The organism is Proteus penneri (genome assembly GCF_022369495.1).
In the GTDB taxonomy this organism is placed as follows: domain Bacteria; phylum Pseudomonadota; class Gammaproteobacteria; order Enterobacterales; family Enterobacteriaceae; genus Proteus; species Proteus penneri.
In genome coordinates this window covers 3,687,457-3,705,085 of the sequence record NZ_CP059690.1, presented here as the reverse complement: position 1 = coordinate 3,705,085, position 17,629 = coordinate 3,687,457, and the positions used below count along the sequence as shown (strand labels likewise).

Genomic DNA, 17,629 nt, shown 5'->3' with positions numbered 1-17,629 from the left:
CGCAGATTACATTTCGTCGTTGGGCAGTGCTCGCCATGCTCACATACTTATGTATGTTGCGCTGGCTGTGCGCTGGCCGCCTCGAACTGTAAATTGCTCGCTCATCCCACTTTGATGTCGAAAAACACATTCAAAGTTTGAGATTTTGAGAGACTCATCAATATACCTCGGTGATATATTGATTTGTTTTCAATTTTTCAGCTTGTTCCAGATTGTTAAAGAGCATAATAGGTAAAATAACTCATCGAATTATCTTAACTATTCCTGATTTGCATCAGACTATAGTGTGGTACGCCTTTCACTCATACCGCGCAATTGGCGTCCCCTAGGGATTCGAACCCCTGTTACCGCCGTGAAAGGGCGGTGTCCTACCTCTAGACGAAGGGGACTTCAGTCAGCTTCGCAGACGCGCTTTGCTCGTTCTTCATCAGACAATCTGTGTGAGCACTTCACATAACACGTATCTCTTAGGTAAGGAGGTGATCCAACCGCAGGTTCCCCTACGGTTACCTTGTTACGACTTCACCCCAGTCATGAATCACAAAGTGGTAAGCGCCCTCCCGAAGGTTAAGCTACCTACTTCTTTTGCAACCCACTCCCATGGTGTGACGGGCGGTGTGTACAAGGCCCGGGAACGTATTCACCGTAGCATTCTGATCTACGATTACTAGCGATTCCGACTTCATGGAGTCGAGTTGCAGACTCCAATCCGGACTACGACAGACTTTATGAGTTCCGCTTGCTCTCGCGAGGTCGCTTCTCTTTGTATCTGCCATTGTAGCACGTGTGTAGCCCTACTCGTAAGGGCCATGATGACTTGACGTCATCCCCACCTTCCTCCGGTTTATCACCGGCAGTCTCCTTTGAGTTCCCGCCATCATGCGCTGGCAACAAAGGATAAGGGTTGCGCTCGTTGCGGGACTTAACCCAACATTTCACAACACGAGCTGACGACAGCCATGCAGCACCTGTCTCAGCGTTCCCGAAGGCACTCCTCTATCTCTAAAGGATTCGCTGGATGTCAAGAGTAGGTAAGGTTCTTCGCGTTGCATCGAATTAAACCACATGCTCCACCGCTTGTGCGGGCCCCCGTCAATTCATTTGAGTTTTAACCTTGCGGCCGTACTCCCCAGGCGGTCGATTTAACGCGTTAGCTCCAGAAGCCACGGTTCAAGACCACAACCTCTAAATCGACATCGTTTACAGCGTGGACTACCAGGGTATCTAATCCTGTTTGCTCCCCACGCTTTCGCACCTGAGCGTCAGTCTTTGTCCAGGGGGCCGCCTTCGCCACCGGTATTCCTCCACATCTCTACGCATTTCACCGCTACACATGGAATTCTACCCCCCTCTACAAGACTCTAGCCAACCAGTTTCAGATGCAATTCCCAAGTTAAGCTCGGGGCTTTCACATCTGACTTAATTGACCGCCTGCGTGCGCTTTACGCCCAGTAATTCCGATTAACGCTTGCACCCTCCGTATTACCGCGGCTGCTGGCACGGAGTTAGCCGGTGCTTCTTCTGCGGGTAACGTCAATTGATAAAGGTATTAACTTTATCACCTTCCTCCCCGCTGAAAGTACTTTACAACCCTAAGGCCTTCTTCATACACGCGGCATGGCTGCATCAGGCTTGCGCCCATTGTGCAATATTCCCCACTGCTGCCTCCCGTAGGAGTCTGGGCCGTGTCTCAGTCCCAGTGTGGCTGATCATCCTCTCAGACCAGCTAGAGATCGTCGCCTAGGTGAGCCTTTACCTCACCTACTAGCTAATCCCATATGGGTTCATCCGATAGCGCAAGGTCCGAAGAGCCCCTGCTTTGGTCCGTAGACGTCATGCGGTATTAGCCACCGTTTCCAGTAGTTATCCCCCTCTATCGGGCAGATCCCCATACATTACTCACCCGTCCGCCGCTCGTCAGCAAGAAAGCAAGCTTTCTCCTGTTACCGCTCGACTTGCATGTGTTAGGCCTGCCGCCAGCGTTCAATCTGAGCCATGATCAAACTCTTCAATTAAAAGTGTTTGATGCTCAAAGAAATCGAAAACTTAGCTATTCATAAATGAATTTACTTTTGTTGTTCACTCTTCAAGACTTGATATATCTAATATTTTAGAAGATATCGTCTCTGCGAGTGCCCACACAGATTGTCTGATAATTTGTTAAAGAGCAGTGCAACATTCGCTGCCGTTTCCGGTCTTCTGCGTTGTTGCGAGGAGGCGTATATTACGCTATTCCTCTGAAGAGTCAAGAGTTTTTTCAAACTTTTTTCTTTTCTCTTCACTGTCCTGCGTGGCTTGTTGTTTGCTCATCGCCGGTCAGTGGATGCGCATTATAGGGAGATCTCGGATTAGCGCAAGTGTTTATTTCAATTTTTTTTCCGTTCGTTCTCTTTTTGAACTTTGCGTCTATTTTTGATACGGGAAAACCCTATTGCGGGTAAAAAATATACACTTTATATTGTTATTGTCTATTCGGTATATTCTATCAATCATACTTTATTGCTTTACTTTCTCTATTATCGATTTTTATCGTCATTCATTATAAAAATCATGACTCTCGCCAGCTCCCCCATCCACTGCTATTCTTTTCTTATTATAAAGTGAAACTAAGTACGAGGTTAAATTATGGGAAAATCAACAATCAGGAATTACTTACACCTTTCGCCTTCTATTGATAAAGATGTTTTTATTGATGAAACCGCAACGGTCATTGGGGATGTGCGTATTAGTGAAGATGTCAGTATCTGGCCAATGGTTGTTATTCGTGGTGATGTGAATTACGTGAGTATTGGGAAAAGATCAAATATCCAGGATGGTTCGGTTCTTCATGTTACTCATATTTCACCTAATACTCCTGAAGGTTTTCCTCTTATTATTGGTGATAATGTTACTGTTGGGCACAAAGCAATGCTACACGGATGTACGATCGGAGATCGTGTATTAGTAGGAATGGGTTCTATTTTACTTGATGGTGCAATTATTGAAAACGATGTAATGATTGGTGCAGGTAGTTTAGTTCCTCCAGGAAAGCGACTTGAAAGCGGTTTTCTTTACTTAGGAAGTCCTGTGAGAAAAGTTCGCCCTCTTTCACCAGCAGAAATAGAGCACTTTGTCTATTCTGCTAATAATTATGTCGGATGGAAAAACAACTATTTAGCCAATCATCAATCTGCCATTGACAAAGAATAGATAGGATAAAGAGTTGATAACTCATACTCTGTTACCAACTCTTCAAATTCTTCTTCAATGTCCCAACGATTTTGTTTAAATAATAAAAGTCCCTCACCAATGCCAAAACGCTTAATAAGCTCTTGCTCTGTAATTTGACAATCAAAAAGCATTCCGTTGATCATGATAGGAAACAGAACACTTCTATTCTCAACTAGCCATATTTCACGATCTGGAAATTGAATAGATTGGTTCATTGATTCAATCGTTCTCTTAATACATTAAGGACAGGGTTAATATCTGGTACAAGTTCATACCACAATTCAAATGCATAAGCTGCTTGTCCTACTAACATACCTAACCCATCTGATAAACGCGTACTTCCATGTTTTAATGCATTATATAAAAATGAAGTCATTCCAGTTTGATAGTAAAGGTCATAACATGCTGTTTCAAAACCATAAACATCATTAGGAATAGGCGGTAAATCATTAGTCATACTAGATGCCGATGCATTTATAATTAAATCGTAATGTCTATCAGCAACCTCTTCAGCGGCGATTGCTCTGATCGTTCCAAATTGACTAAACTCTTTTACTAATTGCTCAGCTTTAGCAAATGTGCGATTGGTTAAAGTAATATCACAATCGTAATCAAGTAATGGAAGTAATATTCCTCTTGTTGCACCACCAGCGCCAATAACTAAGACTGATTTAACCTTATTAGGTACAATAAAATCGAGCCTTGCTAAATCTAGAATAAGTCCTTGCCCATCAGTATTATCACCAAGAAATGATCCATCTTCTAATTTAACAATAGAGTTAACTGCACCACATGCTTTTGCCCTATCAGTTAATTTATCCACAAAACGGAATGCATCTTCTTTAAAAGGAACGGTAACATTAGCACCTCGCCCTCCATTAGAAAAAAAATGCGAGGCGGTTTTATCAAATTCACCTAAAGGAACCAGTAGGCGTCCATAGCCATACTCTATTCCTGTTTGTTTTGAAAAAAATTGGTGAATGAAAGGAGACTGACTATGCTCGATAGGATTCCCCATCACTAAATATTTTTCCATCACAATCACCCTTGTCGGTACAATTCACCCGTTAATGCATCTCGGATTTCAGAAGGATTCTGTCTACCACCAACATTCCCTTCAACAATAGGAATTGTGTCCTCAAATTGTTCTCTTACTTCTTCAACTGTACGACATGGTGGTAATCCACTTAAGTTAGCACTCGTTGAAACTAAAGGTTTTCCATAAGCCAAACATAGTTCTTTAACAACTGAGTGATCTGTTACTCTCACGGCTAAAGAATCAAATTTCCCAGTTAACCACTTTGGCGTCGTTGATTTAGCAGGAATAACCCATGTAACAGGCCCCGGCCAAGATGCAAACATTCGATCTCGTTGAGTTTGTGTTAATGCACTATCGTCAATATAAGGTTTCAGTTGCCCATAGTTATCAGCAATTAAAATTAGTCCTTTTTCAATTGAACGTTGCTTTAACATTAATAGTGCCATAACAGCCTGCTCGCTATCAGGATCACAACCTACCCCAAATACAGCTTCTGTTGGATATGCGATAACTTTATTATTTTTTAATGCTTCTATAATAGTATTACTTACAGGTGATGCTTCGTTATTCATGTTCTTCTCTTTTTGTTTTTTGTTGCTTTCCACATAATTTGCTGGCGCACACTAATCTTACTCCTTGAGAAGACCTTTTTTCCATCAATAATGGATAGTGGCAATGTTCGCATTCACCATTAATAGGTTTGTTATTTAATACAAATTGGCATTCTGGATATTGGTTACAAGCATAAAATGTCTTACCAAACCGAGATTTACGTTGTAATAGTTTTCCTTTTTCACATTGAGGACAAGGTATAACTGTTTCATCAGGTTTATCAATTTGTTCTATATGTTCACACTCAGGGTAATTGCTACAACCAATAAACATCCCAAATTTACCTTGACGTAAAACTAAATCAGCACCACAGCACTTACAAGGTTGACCTTCCAAAACTTTAATAATTTGCCCATCACCTTGTGGTTTCAATGTTTTAATATAGTGGCAATCAGGATAAGCAGAGCATCCTAAAAAAGGGCCATGTCCTCCATTTTTCATCACTAATGCGCTGCCACATTCAGGGCATTTTTCCTGTTCAGGTTGCTGTGTAAACGGCATATTCTTTGCCATTATTTTACCTCATTACACTTATTCCAATCGAGTATAACCACCAGCCACAATAGCGACTTTTTTAATAAGCTCAAGTTCTAATAAAAGAGGAGCTAATGCAGAAGTTGATAATCCACTAGCCTGAGCAATGATATCAATAGGTAGCGTTTTATTAAAATGAAGCAAAGGCAAGATCACATCCATCGCTTGTTGTTGTTCGGATGTAAATTGCTCTATTTTAGACTCTCGTTTTTTATTATTAATAAGCGTTGTATATTCTTCTGTTATTAGTTTTTGTCGATGTTCATTATCACAAGTAAGCCACTGCAAAGAGCTATTTAAATATTCTAGGATATCTTCTGGTGAAGATGCTAAATTTGCACCTTGCTTAATAAGCTGGTGATTACCTTCAAAATGAGCATCACCTAATAATCCAGGTAACACAAACAACTCTTTACCTTGTTGCAAAGCATAATTTGCTGTTATTAAAGAACCACTTTTAATTCCTGCTTCTACAATAAGCAGTGCAGTACTTAGGCCACTAATAATCCGATTACGTTGAGGAAAATAGCGTGCTAAAGGTGGTGTCATAGGTAAATGTTCAGAAATAATAAGGCCTGATTCTTTTATTTGTGTTGCAAGAGTACGATGGAATGACGGATAAATCTGTTCTAAACCGCTTCCTAGTACAGCAATAGTAATACCATTGCTTTTTAATGCGCTTCGATGCCCAATACCATCAATGCCTTGAGCTAACCCACTTGTAATTGTCAGTTCTTTCTTTACTAATTCCTGAGCAAAATAAGTTGCCCATTTGGAACCATATTGTGTAGCAACTCTACTTCCAATTAATGCAATTTGTGTGCTTTTTAAATGCTGCCGGTTTCCTGCAACAAAAAGCAAAAGTGGCGGTGATGAAATTTGCTTTAATAAAGATGGATAATCTGAATCTGTAATCGTTAATAATGATGATTCGTTTTTATCTAACCACTTTAATGTATCAGTGACAGCATTTGCAGAAAGTCTTAAGAATTGATGACTTTGCTGTTCTGAAAGACCACAACCTATTAATAATTTTTGATTTAACTGAGTCAAAGATTGTAGATATTTTGCAATTTGAATCGCTTTATTAACAGGTAGTCTTGAAACAGCATTAAGCCTGATCCATATTTCTCTAGCATCCATGCATTATCCTAATATTGTTTTTAACAAACAAGGTGAGTGTGGAACACACCAAATACTGTCAATCTAGACAATAAATGTCTAGAATAGACGTTAAATCCTATTCACATTTTAGAAACAGTCCGAATAAATTATGGCAGTGTTACACGTATTACATTATCCAGACGAGCGCCTTCGCACGATTGCAAAACCAGTCGAAAAAGTTGATGCCGAAATTCAAAAAATTGTCGATGATATGTTTGAAACAATGTATTTGGAAGAAGGTATCGGTTTAGCCGCGACACAGGTGAATATTCACCAGCGCATTATCGTCATTGATGTCTCTGAAACAAGAGATGAAAGACTGGTATTAATAAACCCAGAACTTCTTGATGCCAACGGTGATACAGGCATAGAAGAAGGCTGTTTATCTATCCCAGAACAGCGTGCTTTTATTCCTCGTGCAGAACATGTAAAAGTAAGGGCCCTTGATTACAACGGTCAGCCTTTTGAGTTAGAAGCTGATGATTTATTAGCTATCTGTATTCAACATGAAATGGATCATTTAGTTGGTAAGCTATTTGTAGATTATTTATCTCCATTAAAACGCCAACGCATCCGTCAAAAAGTTGAAAAACTCGATAAGCTAGATAAAAAAAGAGCTAAAGCAGGACAGTAACAGTTAATTTGAAACAGGAAGGAAACGTGTCTGATTCATTACGTATTATTTTTGCGGGAACACCCGATTTTGCGGCTCGACATTTAGCTGCATTATTATCAACCCAACATCGTGTGGTGGGAATATTAACACCTCCAGATAAACCCGCAGGAAGAGGTAAGAAACTGACTATTAGCCCTGTCAAAGAACTGGCATTAGCTCATGATATTCCTGTTTATCAACCAACCTCTTTAAAACCAGAAGAGAACCATGAATGGATAGTGGCACAACAAGCAGACATTATGATTGTTGTCGCTTATGGCATGATTTTACCTAAAGCCGTTCTTGAAATACCGCGTTTAGGCTGCCTTAATGTGCATGGTTCTCTCCTTCCTAGATGGCGTGGCGCTGCACCAATTCAACGCTCTTTGTGGGCCGGAGATAAAGAAACGGGCGTTACCATTATGCAAATGGATATTGGTTTAGATACAGGTGATATGCTGTATAAAGCGTCCTGCCCAATTACGAATGAAGATACCAGCGCATCCCTGTATGAAAAGCTTGCAGAACTTGGTCCCAAAGCTCTAACAACTACTTTAGATCTCATTACCTCGGGTAAAGTAAAAGCTGAAAAACAAGACGATAATTTAGCGAATTACGCACAAAAATTATCTAAAGAAGAAGCAAAAATTGATTGGGCATTATCAGCAGAACAGATTGAACGTTGCATAAGAGCATTCAATCCATGGCCAATGAGCTTTTTCATGTTAGACGGGCAACCTGTAAAAGTATGGAAAGCACAAGCTATTGCAGATAATACCAATCAACTTGCAGGAACCTTATTAAAAGCAGATAAAACGGGTATTTATATTGCGACAGGTAATGGCATTCTAAATATCACTGAGTTGCAACCATCAGGTAAGAGACCTATGGCTTCTGCTGATTTCTTAAACTCCAAGAGAGATTGGTTCACTCCTGGAAAAGTCATTCAATAATAATTCTAAACCCTGATATCTAATATTATTATCAGGGTTTTCCTTTTTTCACGCCAATGTAATGCATCTCTGGCGCTAATTATTAAACGTCAACTCATCATGAAAACGTCATACAACTTACGTAGCATTGCAGCTAAAGCAATTAACCAAGTATTAGATCAAGGGTTATCTCTAAGTACTGTCATACCAGAACTTCAGAAAAATATTTCAGACAAAGATAAAGCCTTGTTGCAAGAAATCTGCTTTGGCGTATTACGTACATTGCCACAATTAGAATGGATTATTCAGCAACTCATGGATAAGCCATTAAAAGGTAAACAACGTATTTTACACTACCTTATTATGGTTGGTTTATATCAGCTTCTTTATACACGCATTCCTGCTCACGCAGCTTTAGCTGAGACAGTAAATGGTGCTGTTGCACTAAAAAAACCACAGTTAAAAGGATTGATTAACGGTGTGTTACGTCAGTTTCAACGCCAACAGGATATCCTTAATGAACGTTTTCAAAATAGCGAAAATCGTTTTCTTCATCCATCATGGCTACTTGCTCGCATCAAAAAGGCTTATCCTGAACAATGGATGAATATTATTGAAGGCAATAACCAAAAACCACCAATGTGGTTACGTGTAAATCAGCGTCATCACTCTCGAGAAGACTATTTAACATTACTTGAAAATGAAGAAATTCCCGCTATTGCTGATAACAGCCACCCTTTCGCGATCCGTTTAGAAAATCCATGCAACGTGAGCCTGCTTCCTGGATTTGCTGATGGTTGGGTAACAGTGCAAGATCGTTCAGCTCAACGTTGTGCTGAATTATTAGCACCAGAAAATAAAGAGCAGATCCTTGATTTATGTGCAGCGCCAGGTGGTAAAACAACACATATTCTAGAGATAGCTCCTCAAGCTCAAGTACTCGCTATTGACATAGATGAACAACGTTTAAAACGAGTAAAAGAAAACCTTACCCGTTTAAAACTTAATGCAGTCGTCAAAAGTGGTGATGGTCGTTATCCTGAAAAATGGTGTGCCGGCATGCAGTTTGACCGCATTTTACTCGATGCACCATGCTCAGCAACAGGTGTTATCCGTCGTCACCCTGACATAAAATGGCTTCGTCGTAATGACGATATTGAGCAATTAGCTCAAATTCAAAAAGAGATCCTTCACGCTATTTGGCCATACCTAAAATCGGGTGGCACGTTGGTGTATGCAACCTGCTCTATTTTACCAGAAGAAAATAAACAACAAATTGAAGCATTTTTAGCATCAACGAAAGATGCACAATGTGATTATCAGCACCAATGCTTACCAGAAGAAGAAGGTGGCGATGGTTTCTTTTATGCATTGATCAAGAAAATATGATCTTGTGATAAAAGATGATATCAGTTCTAAAAAACGCTACTATTTCAACGCAAGATCATCAAGATCTTGCGTTTCTTTTCTATTTGTTAATCGAATACTTTGAGAAATTACGATGAAAATTATTATCTTAGGCGCTGGTCAAGTAGGTGGTACTCTCGCTGAAAATCTTGTCGGGGAGAATAATGATATTACTGTCGTTGACACTAATGCAGATCGCTTACGCCAACTTCAAGATAAATTCGATTTACGAGTAGTCAATGGACATGGATCTCACCCAAGGGTCTTAAGAGAAGCAGGTGCTGAAGATGCAGATATGCTGGTTGCCGTCACCAACTCTGACGAAACCAATATGATAGCGTGCCAAGTTGCTTACACTCTGTTTAATACACCCAATAAAGTTGCTCGAATACGTGCCTCTGAATTTGTTCGTGAAGCAGACAAACTCTTTCTCCCAGAAGCTATTCCCATTGATTATTTAATCTCACCAGAGCATTTGGTTATTGATTATATTTATAAATTAATCCAATACCCTGGTGCCTTACAAGTTGTTAATTTTGCCGATGGCCAAGTCAGTATTGTTGCGGTAAAAGCGTATTATGGTGGTTCTCTCGTTGGGAATGCGTTATCAACATTGCGTGATCATATGCCACATATTGATACACGCGTTGCAGCGATTTTTCGTCAAGATAGACCTATCCGACCTCAAGGCTCCACAATTATTGAAGCTGGAGATGAAGTTTTCTTTGTTGTCGCATCTCAGCATATTCGCGCAGTAATGAGCGAATTACAACGATTAGAAAAACCTTATAAACGCATCATGATTGTTGGTGGTGGTAATGTCGGTGCTGGTTTAGCTGCGAGATTAGAAAAAGATTATAGCGTCAAGCTTATTGAACATAATCAGCAACGTGCAACAGAACTGGCTGAGCTACTCCATGACACCATCGTTTTTTATGGTGATGCATCAGATCAAGAACTTCTTGCTGAAGAACATATAGAACAAATCGATGTCTTTATCGCACTGACTAATGATGATGAGGCCAATATTATGTCAGCGATGTTAGCCAAAAGAATGGGCGCAAAAAAGGCGATGGTACTTATTCAACGTAGTGCTTATGTTGATTTAGTCCAAGGAGGGGTTATTGATATTGCAATATCACCACAACAAGCAACTATTTCTGCACTTTTAGGCCATGTACGTAAAGCAGATATCGTTAGTGTTTCATCATTACGACGAGGTGTTGCAGAAGCAATCGAAGCTGTGGCACATGGTGATGAAAATACATCGAAAGTTGTTGGTCGCCGTATACAAGATATAAAGCTACCACCTGGAACCATCATTGGTGCAATTGTCAGAGAGCAAGATGTTATTATTGCGAACGCAAGTCACTCTATAGAACAAGGGGATCATGTAATTATGTTTATTACTGATAAAAAATATGTCCCTGAAGTTGAAAAACTTTTCCAACCTAGCCCATTTTTCTTATAAAACCACGTAGAAATAAGAATAGTAGTAATTGTTGCTTGTAATGATCTACTATTATCATATTAGATACTATATTTTTACATAATAAATCTATGCATAGATAAATAAGGGGTGGTTATGTCTTTTTTCAAAGAGTTTCGTGAATTTGCAATGAAAGGCAACGTTGTTGACATGGCAGTCGGTGTCATCATTGGTGCAGCCTTCGGTAAGATTGTTTCATCATTAGTTGCTGATATTATTATGCCACCTCTAGGTTTATTAATCGGTGGTATCGATTTCAAACAGTTTAGCCTTATTTTAAGAGAGGCTAATGGGGATGTACCAGCGGTTGTACTTAATTATGGTATGTTCATTCAAACTGTATTTGACTTTGCTATTATTGCATTTGCAATTTTCTGTGCAATCAAATTAATTAACAAAACACGTCGTCAAGCAGAAGAGGCACCTAAAGCACCACCGGCTCCTTCCGCAGAAGAAACGTTATTAACAGAAATTCGTGATTTATTAAAAAATCAGCAAAAATAAAAACTAAAAGGCCAGTGATAACAATTGAAAAAATCTTTTGTTATCACTGGCCTCCCAGTTCCCTTTCTTAGCATGTTTTGCTTTTCTCATATAACTTCCTTTTCCTTTCTTATTCTTTTCCACACGTTGTCTAAATAGTGGATCATGAACAAGTGCCGCTAAAGCATTATCTTTAATAACACCTTTCTGGTGCTGATATTTGCTAGACATAAAAACCTCTTAAATTATTAAAGAACATAAAACGTAACACGGTATAAATACTATTGCTTTGTAGCTCCAGATTCAAGTATTTCAAGAATAGAACAATAAGTACTTTCATGAGCACTACCACAACAGGCATTACTCAACATCTTCAATGAATCTCGCATTCTTTCCATTTCTTTCAAGCGAATTTCCACTTCAGCAAGTCTTGCATCAACAATTTGCTTTGACTCAACACAAGTGTGATGAGCAGGATCAACCCGAATAGAGAGTAGCTCTGTAATCGCGTCTAATGTAAAGCCTAACTCTTTTGCATAACGAATAAAACGTAAACGTTGGAGATCTTGCTCTGTATATAGACGATAACCGCCTTCTGTTCGTCTGTCATGATCCATCAATCCTTGTTTTTCATAAAAACGGATTGTATCTGTTGTCACATTCGCTAATTTTGCAACTTGTCCAATACGATACATGGATCATTCCCTCACTTTAAATGATGAATAAGCATAGCAAATAATCAAAAGAATAGAATTGAAATATAGTGCGAAGCTTATCTTATCAAAATAGCAGCATGCTGAAATCACAAAAAATAAATATAATGCAACACAAAAATAAATAAAAAAGTAAGGAATAACAAATAGAAAGGTTAGAGTATGAGTTGATAAGTTATTTTTACAAAAAATAATTTAGTAATTATCATTTTCAATAAACGTAAAAAAACCGGATTAAAAATCCGGTTTTTTTATTCGCTTCACTAAATAATAATTAAATTATTCAGCTGCTGCTTCTGTTTCAGAATCAGCACGGTCAACAAGCTCAATGTAAGCCATTGGAGCATTGTCACCAGCACGGAAGCCACACTTCAGAATACGAGTGTAACCACCTGCGCGGCTCGCAAAACGCGGACCTAATACTGTAAACAGTTTTGCCACGACTTCGTTATCACGAGTACGGGCGAATGCCAGACGACGATTAGCTACGCTGTCGGTCTTGGCAAGAGTAATCAGCGGCTCAACGACGCGACGCAGTTCTTTCGCTTTAGGCAAAGTTGTCTTGATGATCTCATGACGAACTAAAGAACCTGCCATGTTACGAAACATAGCCTGACGATGGCTGCTGTTGCGGTTCAATTGACGACCACTCTTACGATGGCGCATGACCTTATCCTTCTCAGTAAAACCTTAACCTGTGATCTTATTCATCAGCGATACTTGCAGGTGGCCAATTCTCAAGGCGCATGCCAAGAGATAAACCACGCGACGCCAGTACGTCTTTAATCTCAGTAAGAGATTTCTTACCAAGGTTAGGCGTCTTAAGTAATTCAACTTCAGTACGCTGTACCAGATCACCGATGTAGTGGATTGCTTCTGCCTTCAGACAGTTAGCAGAGCGGACAGTCAATTCAAGATCGTCTACTGGGCGCAGTAAGATAGGATCGAATTCTGGCTTCTCTTCTTTAACTTCTGGCTGACGAACATCACGTAAGTCAACAAAAGCTTCAAGCTGTTCAGCCAGGATAGTCGCTGCACGGCGAATCGATTCTTCTGGATCGATAGTACCGTTAGTTTCCATCTCGATTACCAGCTTATCCAAGTCGGTACGCTGTTCAACACGAGCTGCTTCCACATTATAAGCAATACGCTCAACTGGGCTATAGCACGCGTCTACTAAAAGGCGACCGATAGGGCGCTCATCTTCTTCCGAATGAATTCGGGCAGAAGCCGGCACATAACCACGACCACGCTGAACTTTGATACGCATGTTAATAGATGCGTTTTCGTCTGTAAGGTGGCAGATAACGTGCTGCGGCTTGACGATTTCGACATCACCGTCATGGATGATATCGGCTGCAATAACAGGGCCAATGCCAGATTTGCTCAAAGTAAGAATAACTTCATCTTTACCATGAACTTTTACCGCCAACCCCTTAAGGTTGAGCAGTATTTCTAGGATATCTTCCTGAACACCTTCTTTGGTGCTGTACTCATGCAGTACACCATCAATCTCAACCTCTGTTACCGCACAACCCGGCATAGACGAAAGCAGAATACGGCGCAGTGCGTTACCAAGAGTATGGCCGAAGCCTCGCTCTAATGGCTCAAGGGTCACCTTGGCGTGCGTCGAACTGACTTGCTCGATATCAACCAGGCGCGGTTTTAGAAACTCTGTCACAGAACCCTGCATTGTGTCCTCTCTTTGGTGCTAAGCCTTACTTGGAGTAAAGCTCGACGATCAGGTGCTCGTTAATGTCAGCAGACAAGTCAGTACGTTCAGGAATACGCTTGAACACACCTTCCATCTTAGCAGCATCAACTTCCAGCCATGTTGGCTTTTCACGCTGTTCAGCCAGCTCTAAAGCAGCCTTAATACGAGACTGTTTTTTCGATTTTTCACGAACGCTGACTACGTCATTCGGGGAAACCTGATAAGAAGCAATGTTAACCACGCGACCATTTACCATGATTGCTTTATGGCTAACCATCTGACGTGCTTCTGCGCGAGTTGCGCCAAAGCCCATACGATAAACAACGTTATCCAGACGACCTTCCAGCAAAGTCAGCAGGTTTTCACCTGTGTTGCCTTTCAGACGAGTTGCTTCTTTGTAGTAGTTACGGAATTGACGCTCTAGAACACCGTAAATACGACGTACTTTTTGTTTTTCACGTAACTGAACACCGTAATCAGAAAGACGCGGTTTACGTGCGCCGTGCTGACCTGGTGCTTGTTCCAGTTTACACTTGGTGTCAATCGCCCGAACGCCAGATTTTAGAAATAAATCTGTACCTTCACGGCGGCTCAGCTTGAGCTTAGGACCCAAATATCTTGCCATTTTCTTTCTCCAACTTTCCTAAAAACGAAAACGTTATTAAACGCGACGTTTTTTCGGTGGACGACAACCGTTATGAGGAATCGGAGTCACATCAGTAATATTAGTGATGCGGAAACCAGCCGCGTTTAATGCACGGATAGTTGACTCACGACCAGGACCAGGTCCTTTAACCATAACTTCCAAGTTCTTAATTCCGTACTCTTTAACAGCTTCAGCGCAACGTTCTGCTGCAACCTGAGCCGCGAACGGAGTAGATTTACGAGAACCACGGAAACCGGAACCACCGGCAGTAGCCCAACCCAATGCGTTACCTTGACGATCGGTAATAGTAACGATTGTGTTGTTGAAAGAAGCATGGATATGAGCCACACCGTCAGAGACTTGTTTTCTTACACGCTTACGTGCACGAATAGGTGCTTTTGCCATTGTTCAAATACCCCGATTATTTCTTGATCGGCTTACGCGGACCCTTACGGGTACGTGCGTTAGTCTTAGTACGCTGACCGCGAACTGGTAGACCACGACGATGACGTAAACCACGGTAAGTACCAAGATCCATCAGACGTTTGATGCTCAGGGTAACTTCACGACGCAGATCACCTTCTACAACGTATTTGGCAACTTCGTCACGCAGCTTGTCGATTTGCTCTTCAGACAGCTCACTGATCTTAACATTTTCAGCAATACCAGCAGCTACACAGATAGCCTGTGAGCGGGTCTTACCGATACCGTAAATCGAAGTTAATGCGATTACAGTATGTTTATGATCAGGAATGTTAATGCCTGCTATACGGGCCACTATGCACTCCTAAATTAGCAGTTATACAGTACTATTCTGAAAAGCCCGTTTTCAGGATACTCAAACAATACTGTATATATTATAAAAGATTGGGCTGGCTAATTTAGCCAGCTCAACCGAACTTTGCAAGAAAAAAATGCAATAAATTAGCCTTGACGCTGTTTATGCTTAGGCTCGACGCTGCAAATTACACGCACGTGACCGTGACGTCTAACAATTTTGCAGTTACGGCACATTTTCTTGACGGAAGCACGAACTTTCATTTTTACTCTCCGTAACTTCTAAAACAAATCGCTTATCAGTAATTAACCTTTAAGATTTGCTTTTTTCAATGCAGACTCATACTGACTTGACATCAGGAGAGTTTGCACTTGAGCCATAAAATCCATGATGACTACAACCACGATTAAGAGGGAAGTACCACCAAAATAGAAAGGTACTTTCATTGCGTCACGCATGAACTCCGGGATGAGACAGATAAAGGTAATATACAAGGCACCGATTAAGGTTAAACGTGTCATTACTTTATCTATATATTTAGCCGTCTGCTCTCCCGGGCGAATTCCTGGTACAAATGCACCGGACTTCTTCAGGTTATCTGCCGTTTCTCTTGGGTTGAAAACCAACGCCGTATAGAAGAAACAGAAGAATATGATTGCAGCAGCGTATAGTAACACATAAATAGGTTGACCAGGCTGTAGATTTAAAGAAATCGTAGTCAGCCAACCCCACCCTGTACCATCGCCAAACCAAGAGGTTATTGTACCAGGAAACAGGATAATACTTGAAGCAAAAATTGCTGGTATAACACCCGCCATATTTACTTTAAGTGGTAGATGTGTACTTTGTGCCGCGTATATTCTACGCCCTTGTTGACGTTTTGCATAGTTAACAACGATACGACGTTGTCCTCTTTCTACAAAAACAACAAAGAAAGTAACCGCGAACACCAATACTGCAACCAACAATAACAGGAGGAAGTGCAGTTCGCCTTGCCGCGCCTGCTCGATGGTTTGACCAATGGCAGGTGGAAGACCTGCAACGATACCTGCAAAGATAATGATTGAGATACCGTTACCAATACCACGTTCAGTGATTTGCTCACCTAACCACATTAGGAACATTGTCCCAGTGACTAAGCTCACAACAGCCGTAATATAGAATGGTAGACCTGGATTAATTACCAGACCTTGCATTCCTGGCATATTCGGTAAGCCTGTTGCGATACCAATTGATTGGAATATCGCCAGCACCAAAGTACCATAACGGGTATATTGGCTGATCTTACGACGACCGGCCTCCCCTTCCTTCTTAATCTCTGCTAACCGAGGGTTAACCACTGATAAGAGTTGGATAATAATCGATGCCGAAATATAAGGCATGATACCCAGCGCAAAGATAGAAGCACGGCTAAGAGCACCACCAGAGAACATGTTAAACATTTCAATGATGGTGCCTTTTTGCTGATCGAGCAATTTGGCAAGCACAGTGGCATCAATACCAGGGATAGGAATAAAAGAGCCAATCCTAAAGACAATAAGTGCACCAAGAACAAACAAAAGTCTGCGTTTTAGTTCACCAACACCACCTTTAGCACTCTGAAAATCTAAACCTGGTTGTTTAGCCATCTGTCACTTATTCCTCAATTTTACCGCCAGCTGATTCGATTGCTGCACGGGCACCTTTGGTAACACGCAGACCACGAATAGTCACTGCACGGTTAACCTCGCCAGACAGAATTAATTTTGCAAATTCAATCTGTGGGCCAACAACGTTTGCGGCTTTCAGTGCATTCAGATCGATTACATCGCCTTCAACGTAAGCTAAATCAGACAGACGGATTTCCGCAGTCACAAATGATTTACGTGAAGTAAAACCAAATTTTGGTAAACGACGATATAAAGGCATCTGGCCGCCTTCAAAACCACGACGTACGCCACCGCCAGAACGAGATTTCTGACCTTTGTGACCACGGCCGCCAGTTTTACCTAAGCCAGAACCGATACCACGACCTACACGTTTAGGCGCATGCTTGGCACCTTCAGCCGGAGACAGAGTATTTAAACGCATCTCTTACTCCTCAACTTTAACCATATAGGAAACCAAGTTGATCATACCGCGAACTGCTGGTGTATCTTCGCGTTCTACAGTGTGACCGATGCGACGCAGACCTAAACCTGTCATCGTTGCCTTATGTTTAGGCAAACGACCGATTAAGCTGCGTGTTTGAGTAATTTTAATAGTCTTAGCCAT

General features: G+C 41.0%; 22 protein-coding genes, 1 tRNA gene and 1 rRNA gene. 6 read left to right on the top strand and 18 right to left on the bottom strand.

The annotated features are described in order from the left end of the window. Positions 1-316: 316 nt before the first annotated feature. Both H1225_RS16770 and H1225_RS16765 read right to left on the bottom strand, forming a co-directional pair. Positions 317-389, bottom strand: a tRNA-Glu gene (locus H1225_RS16770). 83 nt (positions 390-472) lie between these two features. Continuing rightward, a 16S ribosomal RNA gene (locus H1225_RS16765) occupies positions 473-2,015 on the bottom strand. 610 nt (positions 2,016-2,625) lie between these two features. Here H1225_RS16765 and H1225_RS16760 point away from each other — a divergent pair. Then, a complete protein-coding gene (locus H1225_RS16760) occupies positions 2,626-3,189 on the top strand; it encodes a gamma carbonic anhydrase family protein (protein WP_239739308.1) in 564 nt (187 codons plus the stop codon). Here H1225_RS16760 and H1225_RS16755 read toward each other — a convergent pair. The 5 genes from H1225_RS16755 to dprA are packed head-to-tail and all read right to left on the bottom strand — an operon-like array spanning position 3,165 to position 6,538. After that, positions 3,165-3,425 (bottom strand): DUF1488 family protein, encoded by a 261-nt coding sequence (locus H1225_RS16755; RefSeq protein WP_239739306.1) that lies wholly within the window; start codon positions 3,423-3,425, stop codon positions 3,165-3,167. The genes H1225_RS16760 and H1225_RS16755 overlap by 25 nt on opposite strands. Then, positions 3,422-4,246: a shikimate dehydrogenase gene (gene aroE / locus H1225_RS16750; protein WP_072062979.1), complete on the bottom strand. Its 825-nt coding sequence runs from the start codon at positions 4,244-4,246 to the stop codon at positions 3,422-3,424. Before aroE ends, H1225_RS16755 begins: the two co-directional genes overlap by 4 nt. Before the next feature lie 5 nt (positions 4,247-4,251). Then, positions 4,252-4,821, bottom strand: a complete 570-nt coding sequence (tsaC, locus tag H1225_RS16745; protein ID WP_006535526.1) for an L-threonylcarbamoyladenylate synthase type 1 TsaC — start codon at positions 4,819-4,821, stop codon at positions 4,252-4,254. After that, positions 4,814-5,374 (bottom strand): topoisomerase DNA-binding C4 zinc finger domain-containing protein, encoded by a 561-nt coding sequence (locus tag H1225_RS16740; RefSeq protein ID WP_072062981.1) that lies wholly within the window; start codon positions 5,372-5,374, stop codon positions 4,814-4,816. The genes tsaC and H1225_RS16740 overlap by 8 nt, the downstream gene beginning before the upstream one ends. An 18-nt stretch (positions 5,375-5,392) precedes the next feature. Next, complete coding sequence (gene dprA / locus H1225_RS16735) at positions 5,393-6,538, bottom strand: DNA-processing protein DprA (RefSeq protein WP_006535524.1); 1,146 nt, start codon at positions 6,536-6,538, stop codon at positions 5,393-5,395. A 130-nt stretch (positions 6,539-6,668) separates the two neighbouring features. On the opposite strand from dprA, the gene def reads away from it, so the two are divergent. The 5 genes from def to mscL all read left to right on the top strand — a co-directional run bounded on the left by def (position 6,669) and on the right by mscL (position 11,546). Further along, the gene (def, locus tag H1225_RS16730; protein ID WP_006535523.1) at positions 6,669-7,193 is read left to right on the top strand and encodes a peptide deformylase; all 525 of its coding nucleotides are present in this window, start codon (positions 6,669-6,671) and stop codon (positions 7,191-7,193) included. A 26-nt stretch (positions 7,194-7,219) separates the two neighbouring features. Continuing rightward, positions 7,220-8,167, top strand: coding sequence for a methionyl-tRNA formyltransferase (gene fmt / locus H1225_RS16725; protein ID WP_115065025.1), 948 nt, complete (start codon positions 7,220-7,222; stop codon positions 8,165-8,167). A gap of 99 nt (positions 8,168-8,266) precedes the next feature. Next, complete coding sequence (gene rsmB / locus H1225_RS16720) at positions 8,267-9,535, top strand: 16S rRNA (cytosine(967)-C(5))-methyltransferase RsmB (RefSeq protein ID WP_109848577.1); 1,269 nt, start codon at positions 8,267-8,269, stop codon at positions 9,533-9,535. 112 nt (positions 9,536-9,647) lie between these two features. Beyond that, positions 9,648-11,024: a Trk system potassium transporter TrkA gene (gene trkA / locus H1225_RS16715; protein WP_069368788.1), complete on the top strand. Its 1,377-nt coding sequence runs from the start codon at positions 9,648-9,650 to the stop codon at positions 11,022-11,024. Positions 11,025-11,138: 114 nt separating this feature from the next. Next, a complete protein-coding gene (gene mscL / locus H1225_RS16710; protein WP_006535517.1) occupies positions 11,139-11,546 on the top strand; it encodes a large-conductance mechanosensitive channel protein MscL in 408 nt (135 codons plus the stop codon). Positions 11,547-11,549: 3 nt separating this feature from the next. Here mscL and H1225_RS16705 read toward each other — a convergent pair whose 3' ends face one another. From H1225_RS16705 to rpmD, 11 genes are all read right to left on the bottom strand, one after another. Continuing rightward, complete coding sequence (locus H1225_RS16705; protein WP_109848578.1) at positions 11,550-11,756, bottom strand: alternative ribosome-rescue factor A; 207 nt, start codon at positions 11,754-11,756, stop codon at positions 11,550-11,552. Between the two features lie 50 nt (positions 11,757-11,806). Next, positions 11,807-12,220, bottom strand: coding sequence for a Zn(2+)-responsive transcriptional regulator (gene zntR, locus H1225_RS16700; protein WP_023583474.1), 414 nt, complete (start codon positions 12,218-12,220; stop codon positions 11,807-11,809). A 297-nt stretch (positions 12,221-12,517) separates the two neighbouring features. Next, positions 12,518-12,904: a 50S ribosomal protein L17 gene (gene rplQ, locus H1225_RS16695; protein ID WP_004246940.1), complete on the bottom strand. Its 387-nt coding sequence runs from the start codon at positions 12,902-12,904 to the stop codon at positions 12,518-12,520. Positions 12,905-12,941: 37 nt separating this feature from the next. After that, a complete protein-coding gene (locus H1225_RS16690; RefSeq protein WP_006535513.1) occupies positions 12,942-13,931 on the bottom strand; it encodes a DNA-directed RNA polymerase subunit alpha in 990 nt (329 codons plus the stop codon). A 25-nt stretch (positions 13,932-13,956) separates the two neighbouring features. Beyond that, positions 13,957-14,577 (bottom strand): 30S ribosomal protein S4, encoded by a 621-nt coding sequence (gene rpsD / locus H1225_RS16685; protein ID WP_004246942.1) that lies wholly within the window; start codon positions 14,575-14,577, stop codon positions 13,957-13,959. Between the two features lie 36 nt (positions 14,578-14,613). Beyond that, positions 14,614-15,003: a 30S ribosomal protein S11 gene (gene rpsK, locus H1225_RS16680; protein WP_002919257.1), complete on the bottom strand. Its 390-nt coding sequence runs from the start codon at positions 15,001-15,003 to the stop codon at positions 14,614-14,616. A 16-nt stretch (positions 15,004-15,019) separates the two neighbouring features. After that, positions 15,020-15,376, bottom strand: a complete 357-nt coding sequence (gene rpsM, locus H1225_RS16675) for a 30S ribosomal protein S13 (RefSeq protein ID WP_036914623.1) — start codon at positions 15,374-15,376, stop codon at positions 15,020-15,022. A gap of 146 nt (positions 15,377-15,522) precedes the next feature. Further along, positions 15,523-15,639 carry a 50S ribosomal protein L36 gene (gene rpmJ, locus H1225_RS16670; protein ID WP_071788572.1) on the bottom strand — a complete coding sequence of 39 codons (117 nt, stop codon included), beginning with the start codon at positions 15,637-15,639 and terminating at the stop codon, positions 15,523-15,525. A 42-nt stretch (positions 15,640-15,681) separates the two neighbouring features. Further along, positions 15,682-17,004, bottom strand: a complete 1,323-nt coding sequence (gene secY, locus H1225_RS16665) for a preprotein translocase subunit SecY (RefSeq protein ID WP_006535510.1) — start codon at positions 17,002-17,004, stop codon at positions 15,682-15,684. A gap of 7 nt (positions 17,005-17,011) precedes the next feature. Next, on the bottom strand, positions 17,012-17,446 hold the full coding sequence (rplO, locus tag H1225_RS16660) for a 50S ribosomal protein L15 (RefSeq protein WP_004246944.1): 435 nt from the start codon (positions 17,444-17,446) through the stop codon (positions 17,012-17,014). A 3-nt stretch (positions 17,447-17,449) separates the two neighbouring features. Continuing rightward, on the bottom strand, positions 17,450-17,629 hold the full coding sequence (rpmD, locus tag H1225_RS16655) for a 50S ribosomal protein L30 (RefSeq protein WP_036914634.1): 180 nt from the start codon (positions 17,627-17,629) through the stop codon (positions 17,450-17,452).